Annotated in this window: 14 protein-coding genes; 11 read left to right on the top strand and 3 right to left on the bottom strand. The window is 59.0% G+C overall.

All coding sequences use genetic code 11. The annotated features are described in order from the left end of the window. Nucleotides 1-19: 19 nt before the first annotated feature. Nucleotides 20-280, bottom strand: a complete 261-nt coding sequence (locus VNM72_14595) for a hypothetical protein (protein HXF06627.1) — start codon at nucleotides 278-280, stop codon at nucleotides 20-22. 820 nt (nucleotides 281-1,100) lie between these two features. Further along, nucleotides 1,101-2,165 (bottom strand): class I SAM-dependent methyltransferase, encoded by a 1,065-nt coding sequence (locus VNM72_14590; protein ID HXF06626.1) that lies wholly within the window; start codon nucleotides 2,163-2,165, stop codon nucleotides 1,101-1,103. A 1,514-nt stretch (nucleotides 2,166-3,679) separates the two neighbouring features. On the opposite strand from VNM72_14590, the gene VNM72_14585 reads away from it, so the two are divergent. Continuing rightward, nucleotides 3,680-6,526: a TonB-dependent receptor gene (locus VNM72_14585; GenBank protein HXF06625.1), complete on the top strand. Its 2,847-nt coding sequence runs from the start codon at nucleotides 3,680-3,682 to the stop codon at nucleotides 6,524-6,526. A gap of 188 nt (nucleotides 6,527-6,714) precedes the next feature. Continuing rightward, the gene (locus VNM72_14580; protein ID HXF06624.1) at nucleotides 6,715-9,408 is read left to right on the top strand and encodes a PIG-L family deacetylase; all 2,694 of its coding nucleotides are present in this window, start codon (nucleotides 6,715-6,717) and stop codon (nucleotides 9,406-9,408) included. A 141-nt stretch (nucleotides 9,409-9,549) separates the two neighbouring features. On the opposite strand, the gene VNM72_14575 is transcribed toward VNM72_14580, so the two are convergent. Then, nucleotides 9,550-12,672 carry a hypothetical protein gene (locus tag VNM72_14575; GenBank protein ID HXF06623.1) on the bottom strand — a complete coding sequence of 1,041 codons (3,123 nt, stop codon included), beginning with the start codon at nucleotides 12,670-12,672 and terminating at the stop codon, nucleotides 9,550-9,552. 420 nt (nucleotides 12,673-13,092) lie between these two features. Here VNM72_14575 and cas6 point away from each other — a divergent pair, with 420 nt between their 5' ends. The 9 genes from cas6 (at nucleotide 13,093) to csx2 (ending at nucleotide 24,835) form a co-directional block, all read left to right on the top strand. Next, nucleotides 13,093-14,163 (top strand): CRISPR system precrRNA processing endoribonuclease RAMP protein Cas6, encoded by a 1,071-nt coding sequence (gene cas6, locus VNM72_14570; GenBank protein HXF06622.1) that lies wholly within the window; start codon nucleotides 13,093-13,095, stop codon nucleotides 14,161-14,163. Nucleotides 14,164-14,224: 61 nt separating this feature from the next. Next, the gene (locus tag VNM72_14565; GenBank protein HXF06621.1) at nucleotides 14,225-14,893 is read left to right on the top strand and encodes a hypothetical protein; all 669 of its coding nucleotides are present in this window, start codon (nucleotides 14,225-14,227) and stop codon (nucleotides 14,891-14,893) included. A 347-nt stretch (nucleotides 14,894-15,240) separates the two neighbouring features. After that, nucleotides 15,241-16,446, top strand: coding sequence for a type III-B CRISPR module RAMP protein Cmr1 (cmr1, locus tag VNM72_14560; protein ID HXF06620.1), 1,206 nt, complete (start codon nucleotides 15,241-15,243; stop codon nucleotides 16,444-16,446). Continuing rightward, nucleotides 16,443-19,250, top strand: a complete 2,808-nt coding sequence (cas10, locus tag VNM72_14555; protein ID HXF06619.1) for a type III-B CRISPR-associated protein Cas10/Cmr2 — start codon at nucleotides 16,443-16,445, stop codon at nucleotides 19,248-19,250. The genes cmr1 and cas10 overlap by 4 nt, the downstream gene beginning before the upstream one ends. Beyond that, a complete protein-coding gene (gene cmr3 / locus VNM72_14550; GenBank protein HXF06618.1) occupies nucleotides 19,247-20,437 on the top strand; it encodes a type III-B CRISPR module-associated protein Cmr3 in 1,191 nt (396 codons plus the stop codon). The genes cas10 and cmr3 overlap by 4 nt, the downstream gene beginning before the upstream one ends. 2 nt (nucleotides 20,438-20,439) lie before the next feature. Continuing rightward, on the top strand, nucleotides 20,440-21,399 hold the full coding sequence (cmr4, locus tag VNM72_14545; GenBank protein HXF06617.1) for a type III-B CRISPR module RAMP protein Cmr4: 960 nt from the start codon (nucleotides 20,440-20,442) through the stop codon (nucleotides 21,397-21,399). Beyond that, the gene (gene cmr5, locus VNM72_14540) at nucleotides 21,392-21,805 is read left to right on the top strand and encodes a type III-B CRISPR module-associated protein Cmr5 (GenBank protein HXF06616.1); all 414 of its coding nucleotides are present in this window, start codon (nucleotides 21,392-21,394) and stop codon (nucleotides 21,803-21,805) included. The genes cmr4 and cmr5 overlap by 8 nt, the downstream gene beginning before the upstream one ends. A gap of 2 nt (nucleotides 21,806-21,807) precedes the next feature. Further along, entirely contained in the window at nucleotides 21,808-23,106 is a 1,299-nt protein-coding gene (cmr6, locus tag VNM72_14535; GenBank protein ID HXF06615.1) for a type III-B CRISPR module RAMP protein Cmr6, read from the top strand. Between the two features lie 205 nt (nucleotides 23,107-23,311). Beyond that, nucleotides 23,312-24,835, top strand: coding sequence for a TIGR02221 family CRISPR-associated protein (gene csx2 / locus VNM72_14530; protein ID HXF06614.1), 1,524 nt, complete (start codon nucleotides 23,312-23,314; stop codon nucleotides 24,833-24,835). Nucleotides 24,836-25,168: the final 333 nt, after the last annotated feature.

Raw genomic sequence — 25,168 nt, 5'->3', positions numbered from 1 at the left:
AAGGCGTCAGACGTGTGTATCAGGCGTTACTGACGACCAGGATGCCGACGCAGATGGTTCCGCCATACGGGGCAGAGAAGGGAATCTCGCCGCGACGAATCGCTCTTTCACCCCAGCGGGTCCCCCGCCGAATGCACCAGCCGCAATGCCAGCCAGGGTGATACCGATTTGAGAGATAATGATGGTTCGGATTAGTCGGCGGTGTTGGCTTGTGCACCCCTGCCTTGGCGAACTGGTGAAGGCGTATTTTCCAGGCGGAAAACAAGGCAATTTCGGCCATAGCAAAACCGCCGTTAGCCAAGAGGCACAAGGAAAATAATCGGGATTTATAGAGATTGCTCCAGGCGAGTCTCCTCACGCAACGTAAGCCTGTTACCAGGCTTCCGGATTTTTTAGTGATCTTTGCAAGCGGCGCCGTACACTCTGCATAGACTCCTCTTCATGTTCATGGTTTTGTTCGTCGCTGCCCCTACGTTGAATCCGCCGTTGCAATGAAGGTTGAGATTCCTGGGACGGAATCCGCACCATCACATGCTCCACTTCGATGTCTTCGTCAGGACTGCGCCTGTGGAGCCCTTCGCCATCTCCTATGAACGGTGGAAACCAAGCCAAAGGCACCGTGATCAACCACTCCCTCGGCCAGCTCGATAGCCTGCTCTTCCTCAGTTACTCTTTCCCCTTGGGTTGAGCCCAGCGTTGGATCACCAAATACTCATGCTATGCTCCCGGGAACTCTTGCTCATATTCCTCACAGGGCACAGAATGGTCCGGAGTTCTTGGAGGCGAAAACAGCCGGTGGATTGTGAACGTACGGAACCAAGCAAAATCTGACACCTTTGTTTTCCTGTTCTATTGCTACTGTGGCGGCTCCGAACGGTCATCGAGAGGAATTATGCCGTTGAGGTGAGGGCATAAAAGGAAAAAGCGGTACGGTTTTATATCGCTGACAGTAGGCATCAGACGAACACTAACAGACTAACCAAGCCTACTTCCGACCTTCGCCCCTACTTTAGCGCGACTGGGAAACAGTTGCTTGCTAACGCCTAACGGCAGCCTGAGAGCGCCATCTGCTGCACGCATTGTTGGTCCCTCAGTCACGATTAATGCCGCGCGACGTAAAAGGCGTGCATAGGATCACCTTCCAAATGATGGACCTCGACGCTGGAGAATCCAGCGTTCTTCAGATAGTCCTCGGCCATCTGTTCGCCCCACATGGTTCCCAGCCCTTCGCCATCCTGCGCCAATGAAACTGTCATGCAGTGCATGACCGACGCCCCATAGAGTAGCGGGCCCATCGGGTGATCGAGGTTCTCCTCCAAACGGCTGGAGGCGGCCATGTCCATCATCAGAAAAACGCCTTCGTGACGCAAGGCGCGCGCGACGTTTGCCAGAACGACTTGAGGCTTGGCCAGGTCGTGAACGACGTCGAACGCCGTCACAAGATCGAATTCCCCGGGCAGCCCACCGGCGATGTCGGCAAGCTCGAACCGCGCGTTCGTGAGTTTCCAGGTGGCTGCCTCGGCTCGCGCAGCCTCTATCCCTTCGACCGAGAAATCCACCCCCACAAAACGACTGTTGGGAAATGCTCGTGCCATCACATTGACGGCATGCCCTTGCCCCGTCCCAATATCGAGCACGTCAATGCCGGAATGGAGGCGATCCACCAGCCCCTCGACCAGGGGCAAGATCGCGTCCACCAGCGCCGTGTCGAACAGCCTGGCGCTTTCCTCGGCCTGGAGCCGTTGAAAGTCGGGATACTTCTCGTAGCCAACTCCGCCGCCCTCGCGGAACGCACGGATGACATCCCCCTCAACGGCAGAAAGAGGCCGAATGTACTGCGTGAAGAAGGCGAGGTTGTTCGAGCCGGCCGATCGCGTGAGGAAGGCGGCGTGTTCGGGAGGAAGCACGTAGGTCCTGGTCGCCGGGTCATACGAGACGATCCGTGCCACGACCATGCCCCCGAGCCATTCCCGCACGTAGCGCTCCTGAAGCCCAGCGGCTTGGGCAATGCGTTCACTGCTCGCGGCCGACATTCCCGCCATGGTGTCGAAGAGGCCGGTCTGATGCCCGATGCTCACCAACATGCTCAAGACCGCGTCATTAAGGACTGCCATCATCCTTCCGGCAAACGCTTCGGCGTTCGCTTGGTCCGTCGTGTCGTTCATCGCTTCCTCCAAGTATCTGCTTACGCTGCACGATCCGCTCTTGCTCTATCATTCCAACGGGGGTGGAGTGAGGCATGGCCCGCTGGGGCAATCGGTTCCAACCTCTGGTTCACCCACCGAAGGTGGGTCGAACCGGCGCGGCTCGCCCGCCACTCCGTTCAGACTGACCGCTTGCGGTCGGCCTGAACGGCCTACGCCGCGAAGCGCAGGAAGGCGGCATCAAATGCACGTGCATGTTGGGCAACAGCGGTTCCATATTGTCTTTTCACACGCCTTCTCTCTCCGCCTTGACTCTCACGATCCTGTCTCATGCTGCCACCCCATTCAGTCCCACCGCCTGTCATCGCCTGAACTAATGTTGGTCTCCACGTGAGACAACCTGCTTGACCACGACGTTCTCCAAGGGAGCGCTCCCTCACCAACCTGGCCCGGAGGAGGGTCCCCGTCTTTCCGATCCAAGATAGAATCGCATTCTATTGAGCACGACCGAGAAAGGTCAAGCGGGAATTCCTCATCAGCGAAAAGCCGATATTCAGGTATGCCGAGGCCTGAAGCCGAACCCCTCCCCACAACAAGGGGGAGTACGATGGGTGATTCCCCCTGTGACACGTCGGCCCGAAATGCCTTTGCGCCAAGAGGGAGAATTCCTGGAAGTCAGCCGACAAGATGCAACCTCAGCCTTCAGAGCACCCGGCAAATCGGTCCGCGCTCTGGAGCAGTTCGGGTCTACACATGAGGACTCCGGAAGTAAAGCAGCTTGCTGGTGAGTTCACCCAGGGAGCACATGCTTTCGTGGGTGCCTCTGCCCGCAAGATGCGGGCGCTCACAGGACCCGGACCGTTAGATTCGGACGACTTGGCCAAAAAGCGTGCGACACCAGAAGCCTCACGGGACGTTTGCCCCGAAAGCCCACCCTCACCTAATGTCAAACCCGAGGGAAGAGTAACAACGATTGTGAGGAGATGCTCTGCAATGAGTTCATGGCAGCTCGGTGCTTGACCGGGACCGCATCCTTTTTTTGCTGGCTCGTGCAGACCGGTATGACCGCGAGGTAGCGGAGGTTGTGTCCGTCACCACGACTAGGGTGACGAACAGCCAGCGGCGACATTGTCGGAACTGCAGGTTTGGAGGAAAACTCACACCGCGCGTGACTCAGATGTTGGCTGGTTGCTCGGAGCATGCGCATACGGGTATTGGCCGAGGTGGCTTCGGATGACTTGCGGGGCGAGCCGTGTTCGCGGTGACCCTTCATTGGCAATTCATCTTACGGGATTCCCGTTAGAAGCTTGCCCGCCCATATCAAAGATGAAGCACTTTGAGTCCCGTTGGGCCTCCTGGTCGAACTGGGATTACGGTGCATATCTTACACGCACATTTTTAGGGAATCCGATTCCAAATTTCCACTGTTTCCTTCGGTGAGGAATTCCCGATCCGAACCGATCAGGCTTGATCGTCCTCGCTCGCCTGAGCTAAAGTGGTACTTCATTTGTGACCATTCTAAGGAGGGGCATACGATGAAAATCGCAGCGCTGCTTCTGTGTCTCGCGATCCAGTCCCAGGCGACCGATGGGGTCATCGAGGGCGTGGTACTCGATCCGGCGGGAGCTGTGGTCGTCGGTGCGACCGTGCGAGTGACCAACCTCGATACCGGCTACAGTCGCACCTTTGTCACCAATGAGCGGGGCTTTTATCGCGTTCCGCTCCTTCCGGTGGGCCGCTACGAAGTGGTCATCGAGGCTCAGGGGTTCAAACGGGCTGTTCGCTCCGGCGTGACGCTCACGGCGGGACAGACGGCAGTGGTGGATTTCACGCTGGAACCGGGCCAGATTGAACAGAGCATCACGGTGACGGCGGACGTTCCTATTGCCGATATCGGCAAGATTCAACAGGGGAGTACCATCTCGGCGACGGAAGTGCGCAATCTGCCGCTGGTGTCGCGGAACATTTACAACTACATGTTGCTGCAACCGGCCGTCAGCGCCCGCCCGAACCCCGAATTCGGCGTGCCTCGCAAGGTCAACGTCAATGGATTCATTGACCGGATCAACTATCAGCTTGACGGCAACACCAACACGCAGGCCGATCGCGCCGGGATTCGCCTGATGCCGATCTCCGAGGTCTATGTTCGAGAGGTGCAGGTCGTCAATAACGGATTTGCTCCCGAGTTCGGGACGACGACGGGGACGGTATATAACGCCATCACCGATTCGGGCACCAATGAGCTGCACGGAGAAGCGAGCTATCGTTTCCGTCGCAAGCCGTTTTCGGCGCGACCATCATTATTGTCTCCCACGCAGCCCAAGCCTGATTTCGCCGCCGATACGGTGACGGCCCGTTTGGGTGGGCCGATACAGCGTGATCGGTTCCACTATTTCGCCGGATATGAGTTCACACGGCGTGATCTCCCCCGTCCCATTACCATCACGCCGGCCAACGCCGAACGGATTGGCCTGAAGCCCTCACAGATCGGCGTCGTCCCGGCCGAGCAACGGGTCAATTTCTTCATCGTTCGCGCCGATTATACCCTGTCGGCAGCCAACCGACTGATGACGCGCTACAACCTCTTTCGCAATGCCTCGCCCAATAACATCGGCGGGGCCCTGTCCGCCGGATTGCTGTCGGTCACGCGGGCGACCGATTTCATGGATGCTGCTGATGCCGTGGCCGCTCAACTGACGTCGAGCTTCTCCTCGGGCTCGATCAACGAGTTTCGCTTCCAGTATGCCAAACGGCGATTCCGCCGCACGCCCAATCCGGTGAATGCCGTCTCCGGTCCGGCGATCACCATCTCCGGCGTGGCCCAGTTCGGTGGACCGACCGATGCCGGACAACGATTCCGCCAGACGGCTCTCGATGTGGTGGATAACTTCACGCTCGTCGAGGGGAATCACGCCATCAAGTTCGGTTTCTCTCTCACGGCCTTCAACGATTTCCGGCGCGAACCGCTCTTTGCCGAATACACCTTCCCGACGATTGATGCCTATCTCTCGGCGGTCAACGGGACCAATCGAAAGAGCTACACCACGTTCCGTCAATCCATCGGCGATCCGGAGATTGATGAGCGGGCGTTTTTCTACTCCTTCTTCGTCCAGGACGATTGGCGGGTGACGCAAAATCTCAAACTCCTCTACGGCCTGCGCTATGAGCTTTACGATATACCCAATCCCGACGAGCGTGCGCCGCTGGCGCTTTCGCGCACCTTCAATGTGGACAAGAACAATTTTGCGCCGCGCCTGGGCCTCTCCTACGGTCTGGGGCGCGATCGCAAGACGGTGATCCGGGCCAGCGCCGGTCTCTATTACGATTTCCCCAAGCTCGATTTTTACCGACTTGCGCTGCTCAACAATGGCAATCCACGCTTCCTCACCGTCTCGGTCTCCAGCTCGAGTCCCTTTGCTCCCTCATTCCCCCAGACGCTGGAATCGTTGCCGCCGGGATTCCCGCTGCCGCGTGCGAGCATCAACGCGGTGGCTCAGGACTTCGCCACTCTCTATTCGACGAACGCCAACGTACAGATCGAGCGGGCGCTCACCGAAGATCTCGGCGTGACGTTGAGCTACGTTTTCTCCAAAGGAACCCGCATTCCCATTCAGCGGAACATCAATCCGATTAATCCCATTCGCACGCTGGCCGACGGTCGTCCCGTCTTCGATACGACGGTGTCGCCGCAAACGCGACTGTTCCCCGAGTTCGACAACGTTTTTCTGGCCGAGTCGGTGGGCAATTCCAATTACAACGGCTTCACCGCGCAACTGGTGAAGCGATTCTCGCGCGGGTATCAGTTCACCATCTCTTACACCTGGTCCCATGCCATTGATGATGCGCCGGAGGTCAATGTTCTCGATTCCAATCTTCAACTTTCGGATCCGACCAACCGGCGGCGCGACCGGGGCAACGCTCTTTCGGATCGTCGCCACATCTTTTACACGAGCAGTGTGCTGGCGCCGAAGCTCACGCTGGAGAATCGCTTCCTCAACGCCTTGCTCAACGATAACCAGCTCGCCTTCATCTTGAGCGCCGACAGTGGCGATACCTTCAACATCGTGGCCAATCGTGATCTCAATAACGACCGCATCTCCACCGATCGCCCGCTCTTCATCGGGCGCAACACGGTGGACGGGCCGAACTCCTTCAACTGGGATGTTCGTTACTCGCGCTTCTTCCGCTTCAGCGAGAGAACCAACGTCGAGGTCTTCGCGGAGTTCACCAATATCACCAATCACCCTAACATCACCGGCATCAATTCGACTGTCGCGGTGAATCCGGACGGAAGCCTCGTGGCTCCTCTTCCCGCTCGATTCCCGCGCACCGATGCGCTGGAATCGCGGCAATTTCAACTCGGTTTCCGATTCAATTTCTAGGTGCAGCCGGAACCACCGGCGGGGGAGAGTCCGCTTCGGTCGTGAAACGGATTCTCCTCCGCGGTGCCGACGCCGCGACCTGAGAATCGGCCGCATGAGTGTTACGCACTGTCTTTCATTCAGTCAGGACGGAGAGCCTTGACGGGAAAAGTGGGCGCTTTCTCTGCCTGCAAGGGGAGGATCTCGTTATGATTCGAGCACGCTTCTGGAGAGTCTTTCTACTGCTCTTGTTAGTGCCACCTTTGATTCCACCCTTTGTTATCGGTGACCGGCGGCTTCCTCACGATCAGGGCATCGCTGGACTCCAGCAGATGTTGCGCAAGCTGCGCACGACGGCGCGACTGCTGCACATCACTGCTCATCCCGACGATGAAGACGGCGCCATGCTGACGCTCGTCGCGCGAGGGCTGGGGGCGACGACGATGCTGCTCACGCTCACCCGCGGCGAGGGCGGGCAGAATCGAACCGGAAGCGAACTGCTCGACGCGCTCGGTCTTTTGCGAACCCTGGAACTGATGACTTCCGACGCTTCCTATGGCGTTGAGCAACGGTTCACGCGGGTGGCCGATTTCGGATTCTCCAAAAGCGCCGACGAGACCTTCCAGAAGTGGCAGGGGCGGGAGACGGTCCTGGCCGATATGGTTCGCGTGATTCGTGCCTTTCGCCCTGATGTCATCGTGTCCCGCTGGCAGGGGAGTCCCCGCGACGGTCACGGAAACCATCAGGCTGCCGGACTGCTGGCCGTGGAGGCCTTTCGCGCCGCTGGCGATCCCACCCGCTTCCCCGAACTCGCTCGCGAGGGCCTGTTGCCCTGGCAGCCGAAGAAACTCTATCGGGGTAATCTCGGAGTCGAAGAAAGCCCTACGCTGCGACTGGAAACCGCTGTCTATGATCCCGCTCTGGGCACCTCATACGCCGAACTGGCTCTGGATGGATTGCGTCATCAACTGTCGCAGGGAGCCGGGAGCATGATCCCACGGGCGGGAACGCGGATCTCTTCCTATCAACTTGTCGAATCGCTTGTGACGACACCGGACCGTGGTGGACGGGGGGAATTGAGCTTCTTCGACGGCCTGGATACAACGCTGCCGGGATTGGCCTGGCGTCTCGGCGAGGAGGAGAAGAAGGTTCCCTTCCTGCGACCGGCACTCGTCGAACTGGATCGAAGAATCCTCGATGCGACGACGGGTTTGACGCCCGAGAATCCCTCTCTCATTGCGGCACCTCTTCTGGCCGCAGCGAGCATAGTAGCCGAGCTTATTCAACGGATCCAGAATTCCCCGCTCTCACCGATTGCCAAAGCGGATCTGCTCGTTCACCTACGGACCAAACAAGAGCAATGCCATGAGGCTGCCCGTCTGGCGCTCGGCGTGACTCTGGAAGCTCTGGTGGAGTCTGCTAACGGGCGAGCTGAAAGGCCCTCGGCAATGGCTCGATCCTCGGTCTCGGGCCCGTTCGTGTCCCCCGGTCAGACGGTCACGCTCTCAGCGACATTCCACAATCGAAGTCCACTGTCGGTCACCGTGGAGAGCATGAGTCTGGAGACGCCATCGGGATGGTCGGTCACGCCTCTGATGACAGAACCGCGGACACTTCGTCCGATGGAACGGTTCACGTCTCAGTTTCGCGTGGCGGTTCCGGCAGATGCCACGTACACGCGTCCCTACTGGCATCGAGGCGATCCGCACAGGGACACAATTTACACTCTGGATGATCCCCGATGGGTGACGCTCCCGCTCCCACCATATCCCCTCGTGGCGCGTGCCGTTTATAGCGTGGGAGGATTACGTGGCGAGCTGCGAGGACCGGTGGAGATGATACACAGTGATCCCCTCTACGGTGACGAGTACCGACCATTGCTTGTCAGCCCACCGCTCTCGGTGACGCTCGATCCACCCACCCGTCTCCTCGTGGCAGGTCAACGGACACCCATAGATGTCACCGTCAGCGTGCGGAGCATTCTCCCCGAATCCACTGAAGCGACGGTCTGGCTGACCGTTCCCACGGGGTGGCGCGTCGAACCCCCGTCTCGGTCGGTCTCTTTCGCTCGCGCCGGCGACGTTGCGACCGTCATCTTCCGCGTGGTTCCGAATGCTCCCCCCGAAGGAACTTACAAGATCACTGCCACGGTCGAGCACCGGGGCAAAAAGTACAGCGACGGTTTTGCCCTCGTCGGTCGCCGCGATATCGGATGGTTCCCCTTTTATCGTCCGGCCAGCCAGCATCTGAGCGTAGTGGCGCTGAAACTGCCGCGTCATTTGAACGTCGGTTACATCATGGGCGCTGGGGATGACATTCCCGACGTTCTGCGTCAGCTCGGGCTCACGGTTGAGCTGATCAGCCCGGAGGAACTCGCCCGAGGTAATCTCCAGCGGTTCGACACCATCATTGTCGGAATTCGCGCCTACGATGTGCGTCAGGATGTCAGGGAGCATAACCGCCGGTTGCTCGATTATGTCGAGCGCGGGGGCACGCTACTTGTCCAGTACAACCAGAACGCATTGGCTTTCAATGCCGGGAACTACACTCCCTATCCGGCTCGTGTCGGCAATCTACGCGTGAGCGTCGAGCAAGCGCCAGTGCGCATCCTCGCTGCCGGGGATCCTCTCTTTCGCTGGCCCAATGAGATTACGCTGCGGGATTTTGACGGCTGGATTCAAGAGCGGGGACTCTATTTCATGGAGAGCTGGGACGAACGATTCACGCCCCTTCTGGAATCGAGCGATCCGGGCGAACGACCACTGCAGGGAGGGTTGTTGCGTGCTCGCTACGGGCGAGGGACGTATCTCTTCACCGCCTATGCGTTCTTCCGTCAATTGCCGGCCGGTGTGCCCGGAGCCATTCGCCTCTTTGTCAACCTCATCGCCTCCGGGCGATCGTGATCGAGCGGGACGGGAGTGCCCGCTTTCTTCGGCGGTGGTCAGGGGAACTCCCATCCTCCAATAGCGATTTTTCGGCCGGGATGCGAAAGGGAGAGGTCGTTGACCGCTCTGACGGGTCTATATCAATCCCGGCGTAAACCCTCACGGCACCTCCACGGCAGCAACAAAAATCTGCGTGGCCCCGGCGACATCGTCTCGCCAGAATGCGAGCACTCGACCGCGTGAATCAACGGTCATCGCCGGGCTGACGGATTGTCCGACACTCGACGACAGGTTGGCCGGTTCGGCGAAAGTCTGTCCTCCATCGGTCGAGACGGTGAAAAAGATTTCTTCGTCGCCGGTCTTGGTCTCCTGCCAGAGGGCGAAGATCGTTGAACCCACTGCTTTCACCACTGGCAAGAGCGCTGTGCCGCCTACATCCCCGGAGCGCGAAATGACAAATGGGGTGGAGAACGAACGCCCGTTGTTCGACGACCGTGTGAAGTGAACCTCTTGCTCCCCCCGCGTTTGATCGAACACGGTGTAAACCATCACGATGTTGCCCTCGGCATCTATGAAGAGCGACGGCGGCACCACCCAGGCCGGAGCGATCCGGGATGATGCAACGCGGGTGACATTAACCGGGGGAGAGAACGTCGCTCCACTGTCGGTCGAACGGGTGAAAAAGACATTTCGCAGAGGGGTCGCTCCAGCCACGCGGGTGAAGCTCACGGCGAGCACTCCCGCCGGATCAACCGCAACGGCCGGGCGGAATGCAAAATCCACCGAGCTGTTGGTGTTGGAGAGGTTGCGGGGCGTCGAGAACCGTCGTCCCCCATCAGTCGAGCGAGCGAAGAAGACGTCCTCGAACCCCGTGGAGAGGTCAAAGAGGGTCCAGGCCAGATTGATCGCCCCGCCCGGCTCGACGGCCATGGCGACTTCGATGGCCCGAAAGCGCGTTGCCAATCGGGTGACGTTGATGGGATCGCCGAATGTCCTCCCGCCATCAGTGGAGATCGAAAGGGCGACATCCTGTCGTACGTCGCGGAAATTGGTCGCATCGGTGCGCAGATACGCCACAATAACGTGACCCGATGCATCCACGCCGATGACTGGGCTTCCCGCGTCGAGGTCGGGCCGATTGATGAGATTGATCGGCGGCGAAAAGGCCAGCGTGCCGGCTGCTGCCCGCGAATAAAAAAGCTCGCGATTGAGGGTGATCGGGTTGAGCGCCTCCCAGACAGCGTGGATCGTTCCTTCGGCGTCCGTCGTTGTTGCAATGGTAAAGCTCGTGTCGTCGAGATCATTCACAATCGGAGGAAGCAAGGGAGAAATGGGCGTGGGGACCTCCGCCAGGTCTCGATGGACGCTGAAGCGAATCTGCGTCGTGCGCTCGACGACGCCGTTACTGCCGATCACCGTGACCGAATAAAAGCCCGGCTTCGCGTCTTGACGGGTGCGCACGCGCACGGTGACCTGCTGACCGGGCAGCGCCGTGATGCGCGAGAATTCAAAGCTCACGCCGGAAATCTCCGGCAATGCCCTCAGAGCGATAGGACCGAAAAATCCTCCAACGGCCGAAAGGCGCAGCGTGAAATCGGCCGATCCTCCAGCGAGAATTGCCCGATAGGTTGTTTGACTGGAGAGAACGAAATCAATCACCGGGCGAGGGTCGGAAAGGGGAACGAGAGCCGCCACTACGTCGGGATTGCCCCGTCGTTCATCTCCCCAGGTGACGATGAAGTGCGTGCCGTTGACCGCGATCTGGTTGTAATCACCGTGGTAGCCCGGACGAAACGCGAGCGGCGTGGGCACAACCAGCCAGTTGCCGGTCGTCACCCGACGGTTGGTCGAGAACGTCTGCCCGCCATCGCGCGAGGTCGCCAGGTACACATCAATCAGGGCGTTATTCACCGGATCGTTTCGCCGGTCATACCAGGCGACGCCGACCGTCCCGTCCGAGGCAACGACCACCGAGGGTTGCCACTGGTCGGTTGGTGTCTGATCATCGTTGACTCGAACAGGCGGGCTCCAGGTTGTTCCCCCATCAGTGGAGCGAAGCAAATAAACATCGAGCACCCCTCGATCCGACTCTTCGGGAGCCAGGTGGACGGCCATGTACACGGTTCCATGATGGGGACCTCCGCTGGTATCAACGGCCAGGCTGGCTTGGAGCCCCGCGTCAAACGTTCCGTTAAGAAGCGATTCCGTAATACGAGGCGACCGAAGGGCAACGACCGGTCGGGAGAAGGTTTCTCCTCCATCCGTAGATTTCGCCACGACAAAGGCTGCACCGGGTGAATGAGCATCAAACCAGGCCACGTACACTTCGCCCGCGGGACCCACGGCAATGGTAGAGAACCCCACGAGAAATGTACGATCTCGCCGGGACAGGGCGCGTGGTGCCGACCAGGTTCGCCCGCCATCGGTCGAGCGGGCAAAGGCGATGAAACTCTGTCCGTTGGGAGGGACGTTTTCCGGCCCCTGAACGACCGTCCAGCTCACATAGACGTTTCCGCGAAAAGGGCTCGTCGTAGCATCTACGGCTAACCACGGCTTATCCTGAAAATCCACGCTGTTGACTGCCGTCGTACTGGCGTTGATGAGCGGCAACCAGCTTCGTCCACCATCGTCAGATCGGGCGACGCCCACCGTCGAATATCCGAGCGAATTCGTCGCCAGCGTGCTGAAGTAAAACTCTCCGTTGGGTCCTGCGGCAACGACGGGATCGCCCAAATTCGCTCCTCCGCTCGGATAGGGTGGCAACACTCCATTCTGCCAGGTAACACCATTGTCGTGCGAGTAGCTATAGCTCGTGAGCGAATCGTTCGTCCCGGCGCCATCGTTATAGCCAACGATGAGGCGCGGACCGAACGCAGCGGCAGAGGTCTCGCTTTGTAGGCGTGTGCTCCGGCCCGTGAGAAAAATTTCTCCTTCCGGGGCGAGTTGAGCCGTGGCCGCCGACATAGTACGGGTGTGCTGCCCCAGACCGAGCCCCTTCCGAAGAAGCCCGTACTTGCGCAACAGGTACGTCCGCGCGGCGCTCGACAACTTCTCAAACGCCGGCGACTGCAGCAGCCACCGATCATCGGGATTCTTGTAGCCGGACTGTAGCTCCGGTTCGATGATGCCGCCAAGCCCGCGGCGCTCGTCCGCCCTCAGAAGAAGGCGACCTCCATCGGGTTCGTCTTCTGTGTCCATCTGTCCAGGGAAAACCATTACCAGACTCGACTGAACGAGAAACCAGGCGAAAATCATCAGGGAAAAACACCGTCGTCGGTGCATCGTCGCCTCCCACCGGTGAGATATTTCATCACGAGGACGCGATTCTATGGTTCGATCCACCGGAAGTCAAGAAAATGGCACTCAGTCCGGATGTTCATCCCTTCGAGGGAGCATCAAACGTCGCCCCCAGTCGAGCACACCCGTAACGGCTTCAAGGGAGAGGACGCAGGAAAAAGGTGCTTGACACAATCGAGGCGGATCAGTATGCTCCTGACCGTAACCGAATGGTTACGGTGGTGGGTTCGGAGGGATAAATCCATGGAGCATGGATGTCGCCCGGAAGCGATGGGTGATCCCTTTGTGTCGTTGGGGATGTTTCGAGAGCCTTTCTCCATATGTGATGAGTCCGGTGTGAACCTGTGGCTCCGTGGTGTTTTCCCGGGGCGGGCACGCCTTTTCCGACAGGGAGCTTGACGGGCAGTGTGCGTCATACCCCTTCGACTCGGACGGTTCCGTTTCACACTGCGGGCGGAGACCGAAGCGCGGCTGCCGCGCTTCAAAGGTTCGACGCTACGGGGAGCTTTTGGCAATGCCCTGAAATGCGCCGTCTGCATCCGCCGCGATCTCAACTGCGACATCTGCCTGGTGCGCCCGAGCTGCATCTACACCCATCTGTTTGAAACGCTGCCGCCGGAGGGCGTCGCCGCTTTTCGCAGACAGAAGTATGCGCCGCACCCCTACGTGCTGGAGGCACCGCTCGAAGAAAATCAAATGTATGAGCCGGGCGAGCGGCTCACGTTTGGCCTGACGCTCATCGGGCGAGCAATTGATTACTTGCCCTATGTGATCTTTGCCATTGCCCAGGCGGGGCACAGGGGATTGGGCCAGCGTCGGGGCCAATTCCTATTGGAGTCGGTTGTCTGGCGGCCGCCTGAGGGTGAAGATCAGGTGATTTACGACGGCGCGAGTCAGCGCCTGAAATCGGGATCGTTCGGCGTGAGCGCTGATGAGTGGATCGCCCACCGACAATCTCAAATCTCGCATCTCAAAGTCTCGAATCTGTCCTGCGCCCCCGGTCCGGATGCCCGAACCGCGCGCCAACAATCTGAAACAAATCCCCCATCCTCGACTCTGTGTCTTGCTTTCCTGACGCCCATGCGTTTGCGCGTGCAGAAGGACCTGCAGGATCACATCAGCTTTGAGCTGCTCATTCGGAGTCTGCTCCGTCGTCTCTGGCACTTAGTGCTCGTTCACGGCGAGGGCGAATTGTCGCTTGATCATCGGGCGCTGATCGCGCGGGCGAAATCGGTGATGACAGTGAGTAGCGCCCTGCGCTGGCTGGACTGGGAGCGGTATTCGCACCGGCAGCGGACGAAGATGCGGCTGGGAGGCCTGGTCGGCGAGGTCGAATACGGCTTCGCGAATGCGGCGGACGTCACGCAGTTCCTCCCGCTTCTTATTCTCGGCGAGTTGCTGCACGTCGGCACAGGAACCACCTTCGGATTGGGAAAGGTTGAGATCCGCTACGCCGATTGGTGCGGGGCGTTTTGATTCAGAGTGCGAATCGTGCGCAGCTTGACTGGTCAGCTTCTATCGGAGTAAAGTTGCGATCATGGAGCGAGAAGTGACTGCTTCACCTTTGCCCGGCCCGCGGCTTGCGGAAATCTACCATGAGGGGCTGCGACTTTTTATGGGACAGGGAACGTTGAATCAAACGCTCTCGAGGCTGGCGGCCGACCTCGATCAACACGGCATTGAATACATGATCATCGGAGCAGTCGCCCTCATAGCCCATGGATATCGGCGTTTTACCGAGGATATTGATCTCGTTATCACCCCGGAAGACCTGGAGACCTTTCACCGTGAACTGATTGGCCGGGGATATGTGCCGCAGTTTCCCGGCGCCAGGAAGAGGATTCGCACGGCGGAGGGAGTTCGTATTAAGATCATCACCGCAGGAGAATTTCCTGGAGATGGCAAGCCCAAGCCCGTCTCTTTCCCTCGGCCCAGTGAAGCTTCCGTTCAGATCGGTGGCATACGGATCGTCACCCTGGAGAAACTCATCGAGCTGAAACTGGCTTCCGGCATGACGGCACCAGATCGGCTCCGCGATCTGGCCGAGGTGCAGGAGTTGATCAAGATACGAGGGCTTGACGCTGAGTTTGCGCAAAAGCTGGATCCGTATGTCAGGGCGAAGTACCTGGAGTTGTGGGAGGCAGTCCGTCAAGCCGAACTCATGCGCGACCAGCAGCCGGAGGCGGGATCACGTACTGACGAATAAAGCTGAATCAAGCGAGGGTCCTTCCGCTTCTTATTCTCGGCGAGTTGCTGCACGTCGGCACAGGAACCACCTTCGGATTGGGAAAGGTTGAGATCAAAGCTCCTGGAAGCGAGTCCGAAGGAAGGTGACCGGCGCCGTTCTCCTGGACGAATGATCGGTTGAAGCACGACCTACAATCGTCGAGAGGCAATCGTGGATGGCCGAGTGGCCGATCCGACATTCGCAGTCCCAAATCTGCCATTAGCATAGCTCGGTTGCCGGAATAACCGGCAAGGTTGCCGCAATGTTACTGGTGTAGAAAAACAGAAGCCGACTCTGGTAGAGTCAGTTCCCTAATGGAGGACGAAATGAAAAAGGTAAGCGTCACGCTGGAGACGGTCACGCCGCTGTTTCTGTCGGGCAATGATCAAAACGCGGTCGAGCTTCGCGCCGCGAGCATCCGAGGCCACCTGCGCTACTGGTATCGCGCCCTGCTCGGTGGGCTAGGCGTCACGCGACCGGACACGCTTCACGAACTGGAAAGTCAGGTCTTCGGAAAAGAGGAGCGCGGATCCCCTGTGCTCGTGAGGATCAAGGACATTCGCTGGGCCGGCGGACGAATCAAGCAAAACAGCGAGCTTGATCTGGGATACGACAGGGCAAAGAGGGAGACTCGTCATCCCGGGATGACCTATCTCCTCTACTCGACACAGCTCGGCGGAAACGAGCGTCCCTATGCCGATGTCGGGACAACCTTCACGCTGGAGCTTTCCTCGTTCAACAAAGAAGCTGACAGTGTTCTGAAGCTCGCGGCATGCGCTCTCTGGTGCTGGACGCTTTTTGCAGGATTCGGGACGCGCGCCCGGCGCGGCGGCGGGGATGTGCAGGTTAAAGAGGTGAAAGACGATCGGGGGATTTTAGAAGGTCTTCCCGACTTCACACTGATTCGCGTCAGCAGCCCTGAAGCGTTAAAAGAGCATCTGGAAAACGGCTTGAAAAAAGTCCGCGATCTCGTCGCGCGACTGAACTCACTTACGACGAAAGCACCAAGCGGCATTGTGGACTTTCCCGTCCTCCATCCAGACCATGCAGACATTTGGGTCATTCAGAGCACCTGGAATACCCCCTTGGACGCAATGGAACAGGCGGGGAGGAAATTCCAGCAATTTCGGCATAAGCGTAATCCCGATTTCCCCTCCGTGTTGAACGATTACTTGAACGCCGGTCGCCCGCCGACATTGAAGCGGCCGGCCTTCGGGCTGCCGCTGCAATTTCGCTATCGTTCGGCGCCCGGCAAGCAAGCCATGGTCGAGACACAAAACTTCACCCGGCGAGCCTCGCCGCTCCTGTTTCGCTTCGTCAAGCTGGGGAATGGGAGAATCGCCTTGCTTTTGATCTATTTCAGATCCTCTTTTCTGCCGAGCGGGGAGAAACTCAAGATCAAGGATCAGTCGCAGGGTGCAAAACGGGAGCCGCGGTCATTTGATCCACCGACGACTTCTGAACAGCGCAGCCTGATCGAGCAGTTTCGCGATCAGTTCGGTGGTCATCTTGATGCGAGGAATTGGTTATGAACCGAGATGTCTTGCTTCGCAAAATTCGCGCCCTGCTCCATGATCCGCCGGAGAAGGCGCTCATCTTAGGCCGCGCCATCAACGGCGGGCATGAAGGGCGGGCCCGAGCGCTGATGGAGAAGCTCGGACTTGACGCCGTCATCCCGGATGAAGTCAAAACGGCCGACCGCATCGCTTCGGCCGCCGATCGCGTGAGCCTCCGGGGCTTCCCCACCGATTGGCCTCAGAATCCGCTCATCGTTCACCCGCTCTCGGGCAAGCAATTTCCCATCCAATCGCTCGCGACGGCGGATCATCGCGCCGTCATGGCGTCGGTGGACGAGATGTTCTCTGAGTTACGAGCCACCTACGGCGATGATCTCGAAAAGCTCTACCTCTCGCTCTGGCGGGAGCTGCTCCCGCTGCTTGAAGCGAAGCGAAAGCAGGATGGCATGGGGCAACTCTGGGAAGTGCTTCCGGCTGACACGCGCGTCCCCGATCATTCCATCTGGGAACATCGCCGCGTAACGTCGGCCATCGCGGCCGCATTACCCGAGCCGGCATTTTTGCTTTTCGCCCTCGGGCCGGTGCAGAGCTTCATCGCAGCGGCACGAAAAACGCAAGACCTGTGGGCGGGCAGCTACCTGCTCTCGTTCCTCTCCTGGCAGGCGATGAAAGTCGTTGCTGAATCCTGGGGACCAGACGCGATCATCTTTCCCGACCTGTGCGGACAGCCCTTCGCCGATCTCTGGCTGATCGAAGAGAAGGGGCTGAAGTTCATCGAGAAACCAAGCGAGGAGAAACTCTCGGCGCCGACGGTTCCCAATCGGTTCCTGGCCATCCTGCCTGCGAGTGAGGCGGCTGGACTCGCTCGACAGGTTGACGAGAGGGTGCGCGAGGTTTTCAAAATCATCTGCTTCGCCGTCAAAAAGGGCGTTGAGCGCGAAGCCGGTATCACCCCCGACGACGGGTGGGATCGCATCTGGCGGCGGCAGGTCGAAAACTTCCTGGAGATCTACTGGGCCGTGCTCCCCTGGGGAGAGGATCACAGGCAGTTTCTCGAAACTTTCAAGACCTGGTGCCACCCGATGCAAGAACCGTGGGAGTTCGCTTCGATCGTCGAGCAGTACGAGAAGACGGGTTATGCGCCGAACATCGGCACCTGCTACAGCAAGCTCTATGCGCTGACCGAACGCGGCTTGGGGAGTCGGAAAGCGACGCGGGATTTCGCCGGGCAGATTGAACCGCACTTCAAGTGCACGATGTTCGCCGAGCTCGAACCGGTGCATCTGGCCGAGCATACGGATTTCGGCAAGCTCCGCGAGTTCTGGAACCGGCGAATGATCCCTCGAATCCCCCTGCTTCGCAGCGGCGAGCGACTGAGCGCCATTGCGCTCACCAAGCGATTGGCCGCGGCTTATTACTTCAAAGCCCCCGAGGAAGACGGAGGACTCGGATGGGACATCGAGACGTCTTTTCCTTCAACCAGCACGGTTGCGACCTCGTCTTTCAAGCGCCGGATCGTTGAAAGGCTCCCGACGGGAGATATGAAGCTCTTTGGGTTGTTGAACCGCTATACGACGTGTGTGCGAACTCTTCTGGGAGATGACCGGGCAAAAAGCGCGCCTCTTCCAAAGATGGCGGAAGCAGCGGCTCGCGCTCACAAAAAGATACCCGATCTGCCTTGGGACTTCACTCGCCTGGATGGGGATTGGCTCTTTGAGGAATCCTTCAATAAGCGAGATCTTCAGCGTGAGCTGACCGAGAGGTGGAAGGATAACCCTTCCGGCCTGGAGTCCGCGCGGAGAGAAGCTCTGGGAGCACTCACCGAGCTTCTCGATTTCGCTAAGCGAAATACTCTCGGCGCACCGTCTCGCTACTACGCCGTATTAGTGATGGACGGCGATCACATGGGCAAATGGGTCGCCGGTGAATTCGCTCCACGACTCCAAGAAATTCTTCATCCGAGCGTGTGGAACGAGCTGACGTCGAACAGCGAATGGCAAAAGCTGGGGGAAATGAGGCGCCCGCTCAATCCGTCGCTCCATCTGGCCATCAGCAAGGCCCTGCGCGACTTCTCGCTCGCGACCGCTCGCCGCATCGTCGAAGAGGAGCACCTCGGCAAGTTGATCTATGCCGGAGGCGATGATGTGATGGCTTTCGTCTCGCTCGGCGATCTGCCGGAAGTGATGCGAAAGCTGCGCGCCTTCTTCACCGGCGCGCTCAGGGGCGATGAGAACCAGGTGGACTGGATCGCCGGTTCTGGCTTCGCCCGAACGGACACGGGATTCCAGCTCACGATGGGCATGACGGCTACGGCCAGCATGGGCGTGGCCATCGCCCACCACATGCAGGACCTCGGTCAAACCCTCAACGCCGCACGAGCGCAGGAGAAGCGAGCCAAAGATGTGATCGGTCGCAATGCGTTCTCCATCGCGCTCATGAAGCGGTCGGGCGGCCATGAATCTTTCGGCGCGAAGTGGTATTACCAGAAAGACGGCTCCGCGCCCGTTGATACGCTTCAATGCTTAATAGATTGGCGCGATGCTTTTTCGAGCGGCGACGTGTCGCCGAAATTCGCTTATGTCTTCCGCGAAGGAGCCCGTGCGCTCTCGGGCCTTTCTCAAGAAGCCGTCGCGAAAGAGACGCATCGCCTGCTCGGCCGTCATCTCAGCACGCGATTCTCAAAAGATGGGAAGAGCGAGATCGGCCGTCGGCTGCTCGACGAAGGGCTTTTGAGGCTTTTCGAGTCGGGCGTCTCGCTTGACGATCTGGGCAAGTTTTTAGACCTGGCGGTGTTCCTCAGTCGGGAGGAGAACCGATGAGCAAGGCGATTTTCATCGAACCGCTCGATGTATTGCTCTTCCGTGAAAGCAAGCCTTTCACCGGCGGCGAGGATCATCTGGCGCGAAGCGTCTTCCCGCCCCCGCCGTCAACCGTTTATGCGGCGATCCGCTCTCACCTGTTGAGCCATCACTTTGGTCGCTTCGAGGCGTTCAGGGAAGGGAAGGACGTTCCGCCGGAATTAGCTCGGGAGATCGGCTCGCCATCGCATTTCGGCACGCTTGAGCTTTGCCGCTTCCTCGTGGCGCGAAAGCGAGGATCAGGAGATTCCCACGAGCAAGCGATCCCGGTGGAATTGCTTTATCCCATGCCGCAGGACGTGGCTGAAGTCAAAGGCACGGGACGGCTCGCGCTCCTGAAACCGGTAGACGGATTCCCCGTTCGGACGAATCTCCCTCCGGGGCTGCGACATCTCTGGTTCATGAAAGACGCGCATCTTGACGCCGCCGCAGGTTGGCTCACCGAGCGAGGGATAGAGCGGTATCTGGCTGACGACGCGCATTCCGCAGATTCATTCTTTGCTCCCGAAGAAGTCATCGCCGGGAATCAGATCGGGGAAGCGATCTTCACCCGGGAGGAGCGAACCGGGATCGCGCGGGATCGCGCGCGCCGGTCCGTGCGCGAGGGCTTGCTCTACAGCGTTGAGTACCTTCGACTCAAGCAGGGCATCGGCTTTTTTGCTGAGTTTAACGGGACAGACCGCCTGCCGGATTCCGGATTGATCAACCTGGGCGGAGATCGCCGTCCGGCTCATTATCAACCGGCGCGGGTTTCAGCGCTGGCGCTCGATGAAATCAAGCAACGAATTCAGGAGCGCCGCAGATTCAAGCTAGTGCTCGTGACTCCCGCTCTGTTTGTGAACGGCTGGCGTCCGGAATGGATTGACGAGCGCACGCTCGAAGCCTCTCGCGGAAACGTGCGCGTCAAACTCGTTGCTGTGGCGCTCGGCAAGCCCGTCGGAATCGGGGGATTCGACCTGGCGAAGCAGTTTCCCAAGCCCGTTCATCGCTTTGTGCCAGCCGGAAGCGTCTACTTCTTCGAGCTTCTGGAGGGCGATGCTGATGCGGTTGCTCAAACGTTTCACGAAAAGTCCATCTCCGAGGATTCGGAAACTTTTCCCGGGACCGCGCGACAGGGTTTCGGGTACTCTCTGATAGGAGCATGGTGACTATGTTCAAGAAAGCCACGTTGATGTTCCTTTACACCGAGACGTCGCTTCATGCCGGCAGCGGCACGAGCCTCGGCGTCGTGGACCTGCCCATTCAACGCGAAAAGTACACCGACTTTCCCGTGATCCAGGCGTCCGGCCTGAAAGGCGCCGTGCGCGAATGGTTCGAGTTCAGGTCCACTGATAGTGCCGACAGGCGCAAGATCGAACTCGCGTTCGGGCCGGATAAGATCGGATCGGAAGAGAGCGGATTCGCGGCGGCCGTCAGCTTCACCGATGCGCGAATTCTGCTCTTTCCCGTTCGTTCGCTCAAAGGCATCTTCGCCTACTGCACCTCGCCGACGGCGCTCGAGCGATTTCGCCGCGATGCCCAAATTGCCGGTGTGTCCATAGACTGGACGATACCGAGACCTCCAGACGATCGAACCGTGCTGGGAGTGCGAGAAGGCTGCGATGTGGCCGCTGACGATCAGGTTCTGCTCGAAGAGTATGCGTTCGGGTTTCAAGGAAAGGAGGAGGTGACCTCCATCGCAAAATGGCTTTCTCAAGAAGCGTTCCCTGACCGGGGCGAGTATGCGTTCTGGCGGGAGAAAGTCAAAAAGAGTTTGCTTGTGCTTCCCGACAACGCCTTCCGAGACTTCGTCAAACTCTCCACGGAAGTTCAAGCGCGAATCAAAATTGACAACGACAAACGCACCGTCGTGAAGGGCGGGCTTTTCTACGAAGAGGCGCTCCTGCCCGATTCGCTCCTTTATTCCGTCGTCCTCGCGCACGATCCGGTGAAGGATGATCGCGCTGAATTAGCCGATTCTCCGGCTGTGCTTGCATTCTTGCGCGGCATTGATGGACAGCGCCTGCAGCTCGGCGGCGATGCCACCATCGGGCGCGGCATCGTCAGCGTGCGTTTCCACGGCCAAGGGAAACAACCGAAGCCAGGAAAGGAGGAACAGGGCAATGGCTAGCACCGTGAGTTTTCAACAGACGAAAGAGCAACAGCGAGCCAAGGCAGCGTGGGATGACGTCCAGGAGGTGGATAGAAAATCGCCGGACGTGAAGCGGAAGTATCGCGGCCTCGTGTTGAAGCTGCCGGTGATGATTCTGACTAATGGCTTGGGACAGGCGCTCGCCTTTCTGAAATCTAAAGGGAAGGGCAATGCGGACGATCCTCACGAGATCGTCTATGCTCACCTTCAGAAATGGCTCTTCAGTGAGATTCGTTGGACCGGCGCCACTCAGCCGACGCTCATCGAGCGTATCTTCAACACGACGAGCGAGACTTATCGGCAGGCGACGACCGAGGCGCTCAGCTACCTCCACTGGTTGCGCCGCTTCGCTGAAGCTGTTTTGCCGGAGCCTGAGGAGGAGTGACTATGCCAAACGGGAGAAGAAGAGCGAGAACGGGATCACAACCAACGGATGGGCCGCCGTCGCCGCGCTTCCCCTTGCCTCGCGATAGTCAAGCGCTGGCGGAAGCGCTTCGCTCACATGCCCAGAACGTCGGACTGCTGTTCAATAAATTCGTCTGGATATGGGACGGCAACTGGACGCTGGAGGGGAAATTCAAAGAGGGAAGGCGAGAAAGGAGCGTCAAAAGCTGGTTCCTTGAGCAGGTCGAATCCATCGCGCGCAGTTTCCCGCGCGATGCCTACTTCGCCTTTCTGGAGCGACAGGTGCGGATGGTCGCGTCGTTCGAGGAGCATGGTTACAAGACCGTTATCTTCGGCAAGCGAGCGGAAGCGCGGATTCTTTCAGGGCTCGGCGGAGCGCATCCGATGGAAGTCGGATTCGCCTTTCACTCGCTCTATGGGTTTCCCTATCTGCCGGGAAGCGGGCTCAAGGGCGTGGCGCGCGCGTGGGCCGAGTTGACAGGTGAGCCGGCGGACAAGATCAAGCTCGTCTTCGGCTCCGAGAGCAAGGACGAACGGCAGGCCGAAGAACACCAGCAAGGCGATGTCGTCTTCCTCGATGCGTATGCGATCGCACCGCCGAGGCTCGAAGTGGACATCTTGAACCCGCATTTCCCCGACTACTATCGAGATCCGAAAAACAATCTCCCGACGGAATGGCAGAGCCCGAATCCCGTGAATTTCCTCACTATCGGCATTGGCTCTCGTGCGGAAGAGAAGCCCGTTTTTCAATTCGCGCTCGTCGCTCGTTCTGATGAGGCATTGCGACTTGCTCGGGAGTGGCTCGAACGTGGACTTGAACAACTCGGCTTTGGCGGCAAGACGGCGAGCGGCTACGGATTCTTCGCCGAAGGGCGGATCTCGGCTGAGGAACTGACGAAGGAACTGGCGAAACTCCAAAAAGCGGAGTCGGCAAAAGGCCCGTCGCAGAAGGCATCGCCCGTTCAAGCTTCACCTCCAGCCCCGAAACCCGCGCCGGAGAAGAAATCGCCGAGTCCCGCTTCCCCTGAGCAACAGAAAACGAAAGCTGCATCCAAGCCGCCCGAACCACCAGCTCGACCACGTGTCAAACAGGGGGACAAACTTGAGGCCGAGGTCCTCGCAAACGACGGCAGAAGAGTAACGGTTCGGCTACTGGGAGGGCTCGATCAGGAAGTCACGTTCGAGACCGCGTATTATCCTCATCCGCCGGGCAAGAGGGTGAAAGTGAAAGTGATGGCGGTAACGGCCGATGAAAAAGTGACGAAAGTGAGCCCGGCATGAGAGGAATGACGCGGCCTGGGAGCACGCGTTTCGAGCACACTCAAGCGGGCACGACGCGAGCATGCGCTCTCGCCAATTTTCAGAGGAGCTTCTCATGGCGCTCACTGTGAAGCCAGGAGACCACGGATGAACACTGATGGGCACGGATCAATTTCCTCATCCGCGTTGATCCGCGTCCATCCGTGGTGATTTGGGGAGGAGACCGATGAAGGCACTGACGTTCGTGGGATTGGGAACGGGTGATGGGTATAAGACGGCCCGATACCTCTACGGAGGGAAAGTCGTGGAATCGGATCTCTTTCCCATCGCCCTCTATGAGTTCTTTCAGCCAGATCACATGACGGTCTTCGTCACCAAGGAGTCGAAGGAACGCTACTGGAACAAGTTGTGCGAGGGGCTCGCCGGAAGAATCGAACCCAAACCGGTCGAAATTCCCTGGGGCGGAAAACCCGACGAGCTCTGGACGATCTTCGATCGTGTCGTCCAAAGCGTAGATGAAGGCGAAGAGGTGATCTTTGACATTACGCACGGGTTCCGCTCGCTCCCGTTTGTCGTTTTCCTGGCCGTCGCCTATCTTCGCGCGGTCAAAAATGTTCGCGTGCGCGGGATTGTCTACGGGGCCTTCGAGGCCCGCGATAATGAAGGCCGTGCTCCGGTGTTCGACCTCTCGCCGTTTTTGAGTTTGCTCGATTGGCTGGCAGCAGTTCACATCTTCCGCCGGAGCGGATCGGCGGCTGATCTCTCCCGATTGCTCCAGGAGATTCAGGCTGAAGCCTGGCGCGAGCGTCCGACCGAAACCTCGCCGATCGCGGCCGAGAAGCCGACGGCGCTTCAGAAAATGGGAGATCGGGTCAACGAGCTTTCTCAAGCCCTTTTGCTCATCCGTCCTCTGGAGGTCATGGAGAAAGCCCAACGCCTGGCCGATCTATTCACGGATGCGGCATTGAACGAGGCCACCCGGTGGGCTAAACCGTTTGCGCTGATTGCTCCTGCGCTCGGCCAGGAATTCGCCCAGTTCGCTACGTCGCCGAGCGTGAAAAATCTTCACGTTCAGCATCGCATGATCGCGTGGTATATCGAGCGCGGCCTCTTTGTTCAGGCCCTTACGCTCGCGCGCGAACTGCTGGTGACGAAAGTCTGCGTGCTCCTTGATCTCGAAAATCCGCTTCAACGAGAGGCCCGCGAGCGAGCCGAACGATTGCTCAACTATCTGACCTGGAGCAAACAGCCGGATGAAAGGAAGCGCTCGGACCCGTGGACCGGAGCCGAACCGGATGCGGCGGATGTGGAGAAATTCCGCGCGCACGATCAGGCGGAATCGCTCATCGCGCTCTGGAGTTCGATCCGCGACGCCCGAAACGATGTGGATCATGCCGGTATGAAGGAGCAACCGACGAAGGCGAGCGCGCTCGTCACTCGCGTGAAAGAGATAGGCGAGACGCTCAAACGTATTTTCGGAGGCGAGCACGAGATGACTGTCGAACCTGATGTCGTGACGATTGACCTCAGCACGTTTTATTCGGGCGCGGCCAAGCTGGGCGATTTGCCCGAATATGAACGGCGGGCGCTGGAGCTGGCCGGGGAGGGCCGCGCGGTCGTTCTGACGGGGCAGGCTCCCATCTGGATGTACCTGAAAATCGCGCACGCGCTCCACGGCAAAGCGCGGCGGCTTAGCTACTTGTCGCCGGTCACCGGCGAAGTCGTCATCTTCGATCACGACCCGTGGTAGCGACCAAAAGCCTTCGGGATTTTCGATCCATCCGACGAGGTGGCGAAAACGAACCACGCCGTTGACGGCGCGCCCTGACGTGCGGACGCCTGTTGGGAATGCTGTAGATGTGCCAATGACCCGCGCACGTAGCCACCCGAAGGGAGACGGACGTGAAATGTCAGGAGCCGGGACGTGAATTAATCAACGACGGCTTGCAGACGCGCCGCGAATACGCCCCGTCGGAGCAATTGACAATAGTCCGGAAATTGATGCCAGGTCTTACCCCATTTGGTAGAGGGTGGAGAGGGCATCAAGAGGCCGCGCGAACCGCGGGTGCTGGAAAATGTCGCG

Source organism: Blastocatellia bacterium (assembly GCA_035573895.1).
Lineage (GTDB): Bacteria > Acidobacteriota > Blastocatellia > HR10 > HR10 > DATLZR01.
Note: the sequence above shows the minus strand (reverse complement) of the source record. Positions and strands in the feature narration are given on the sequence as shown.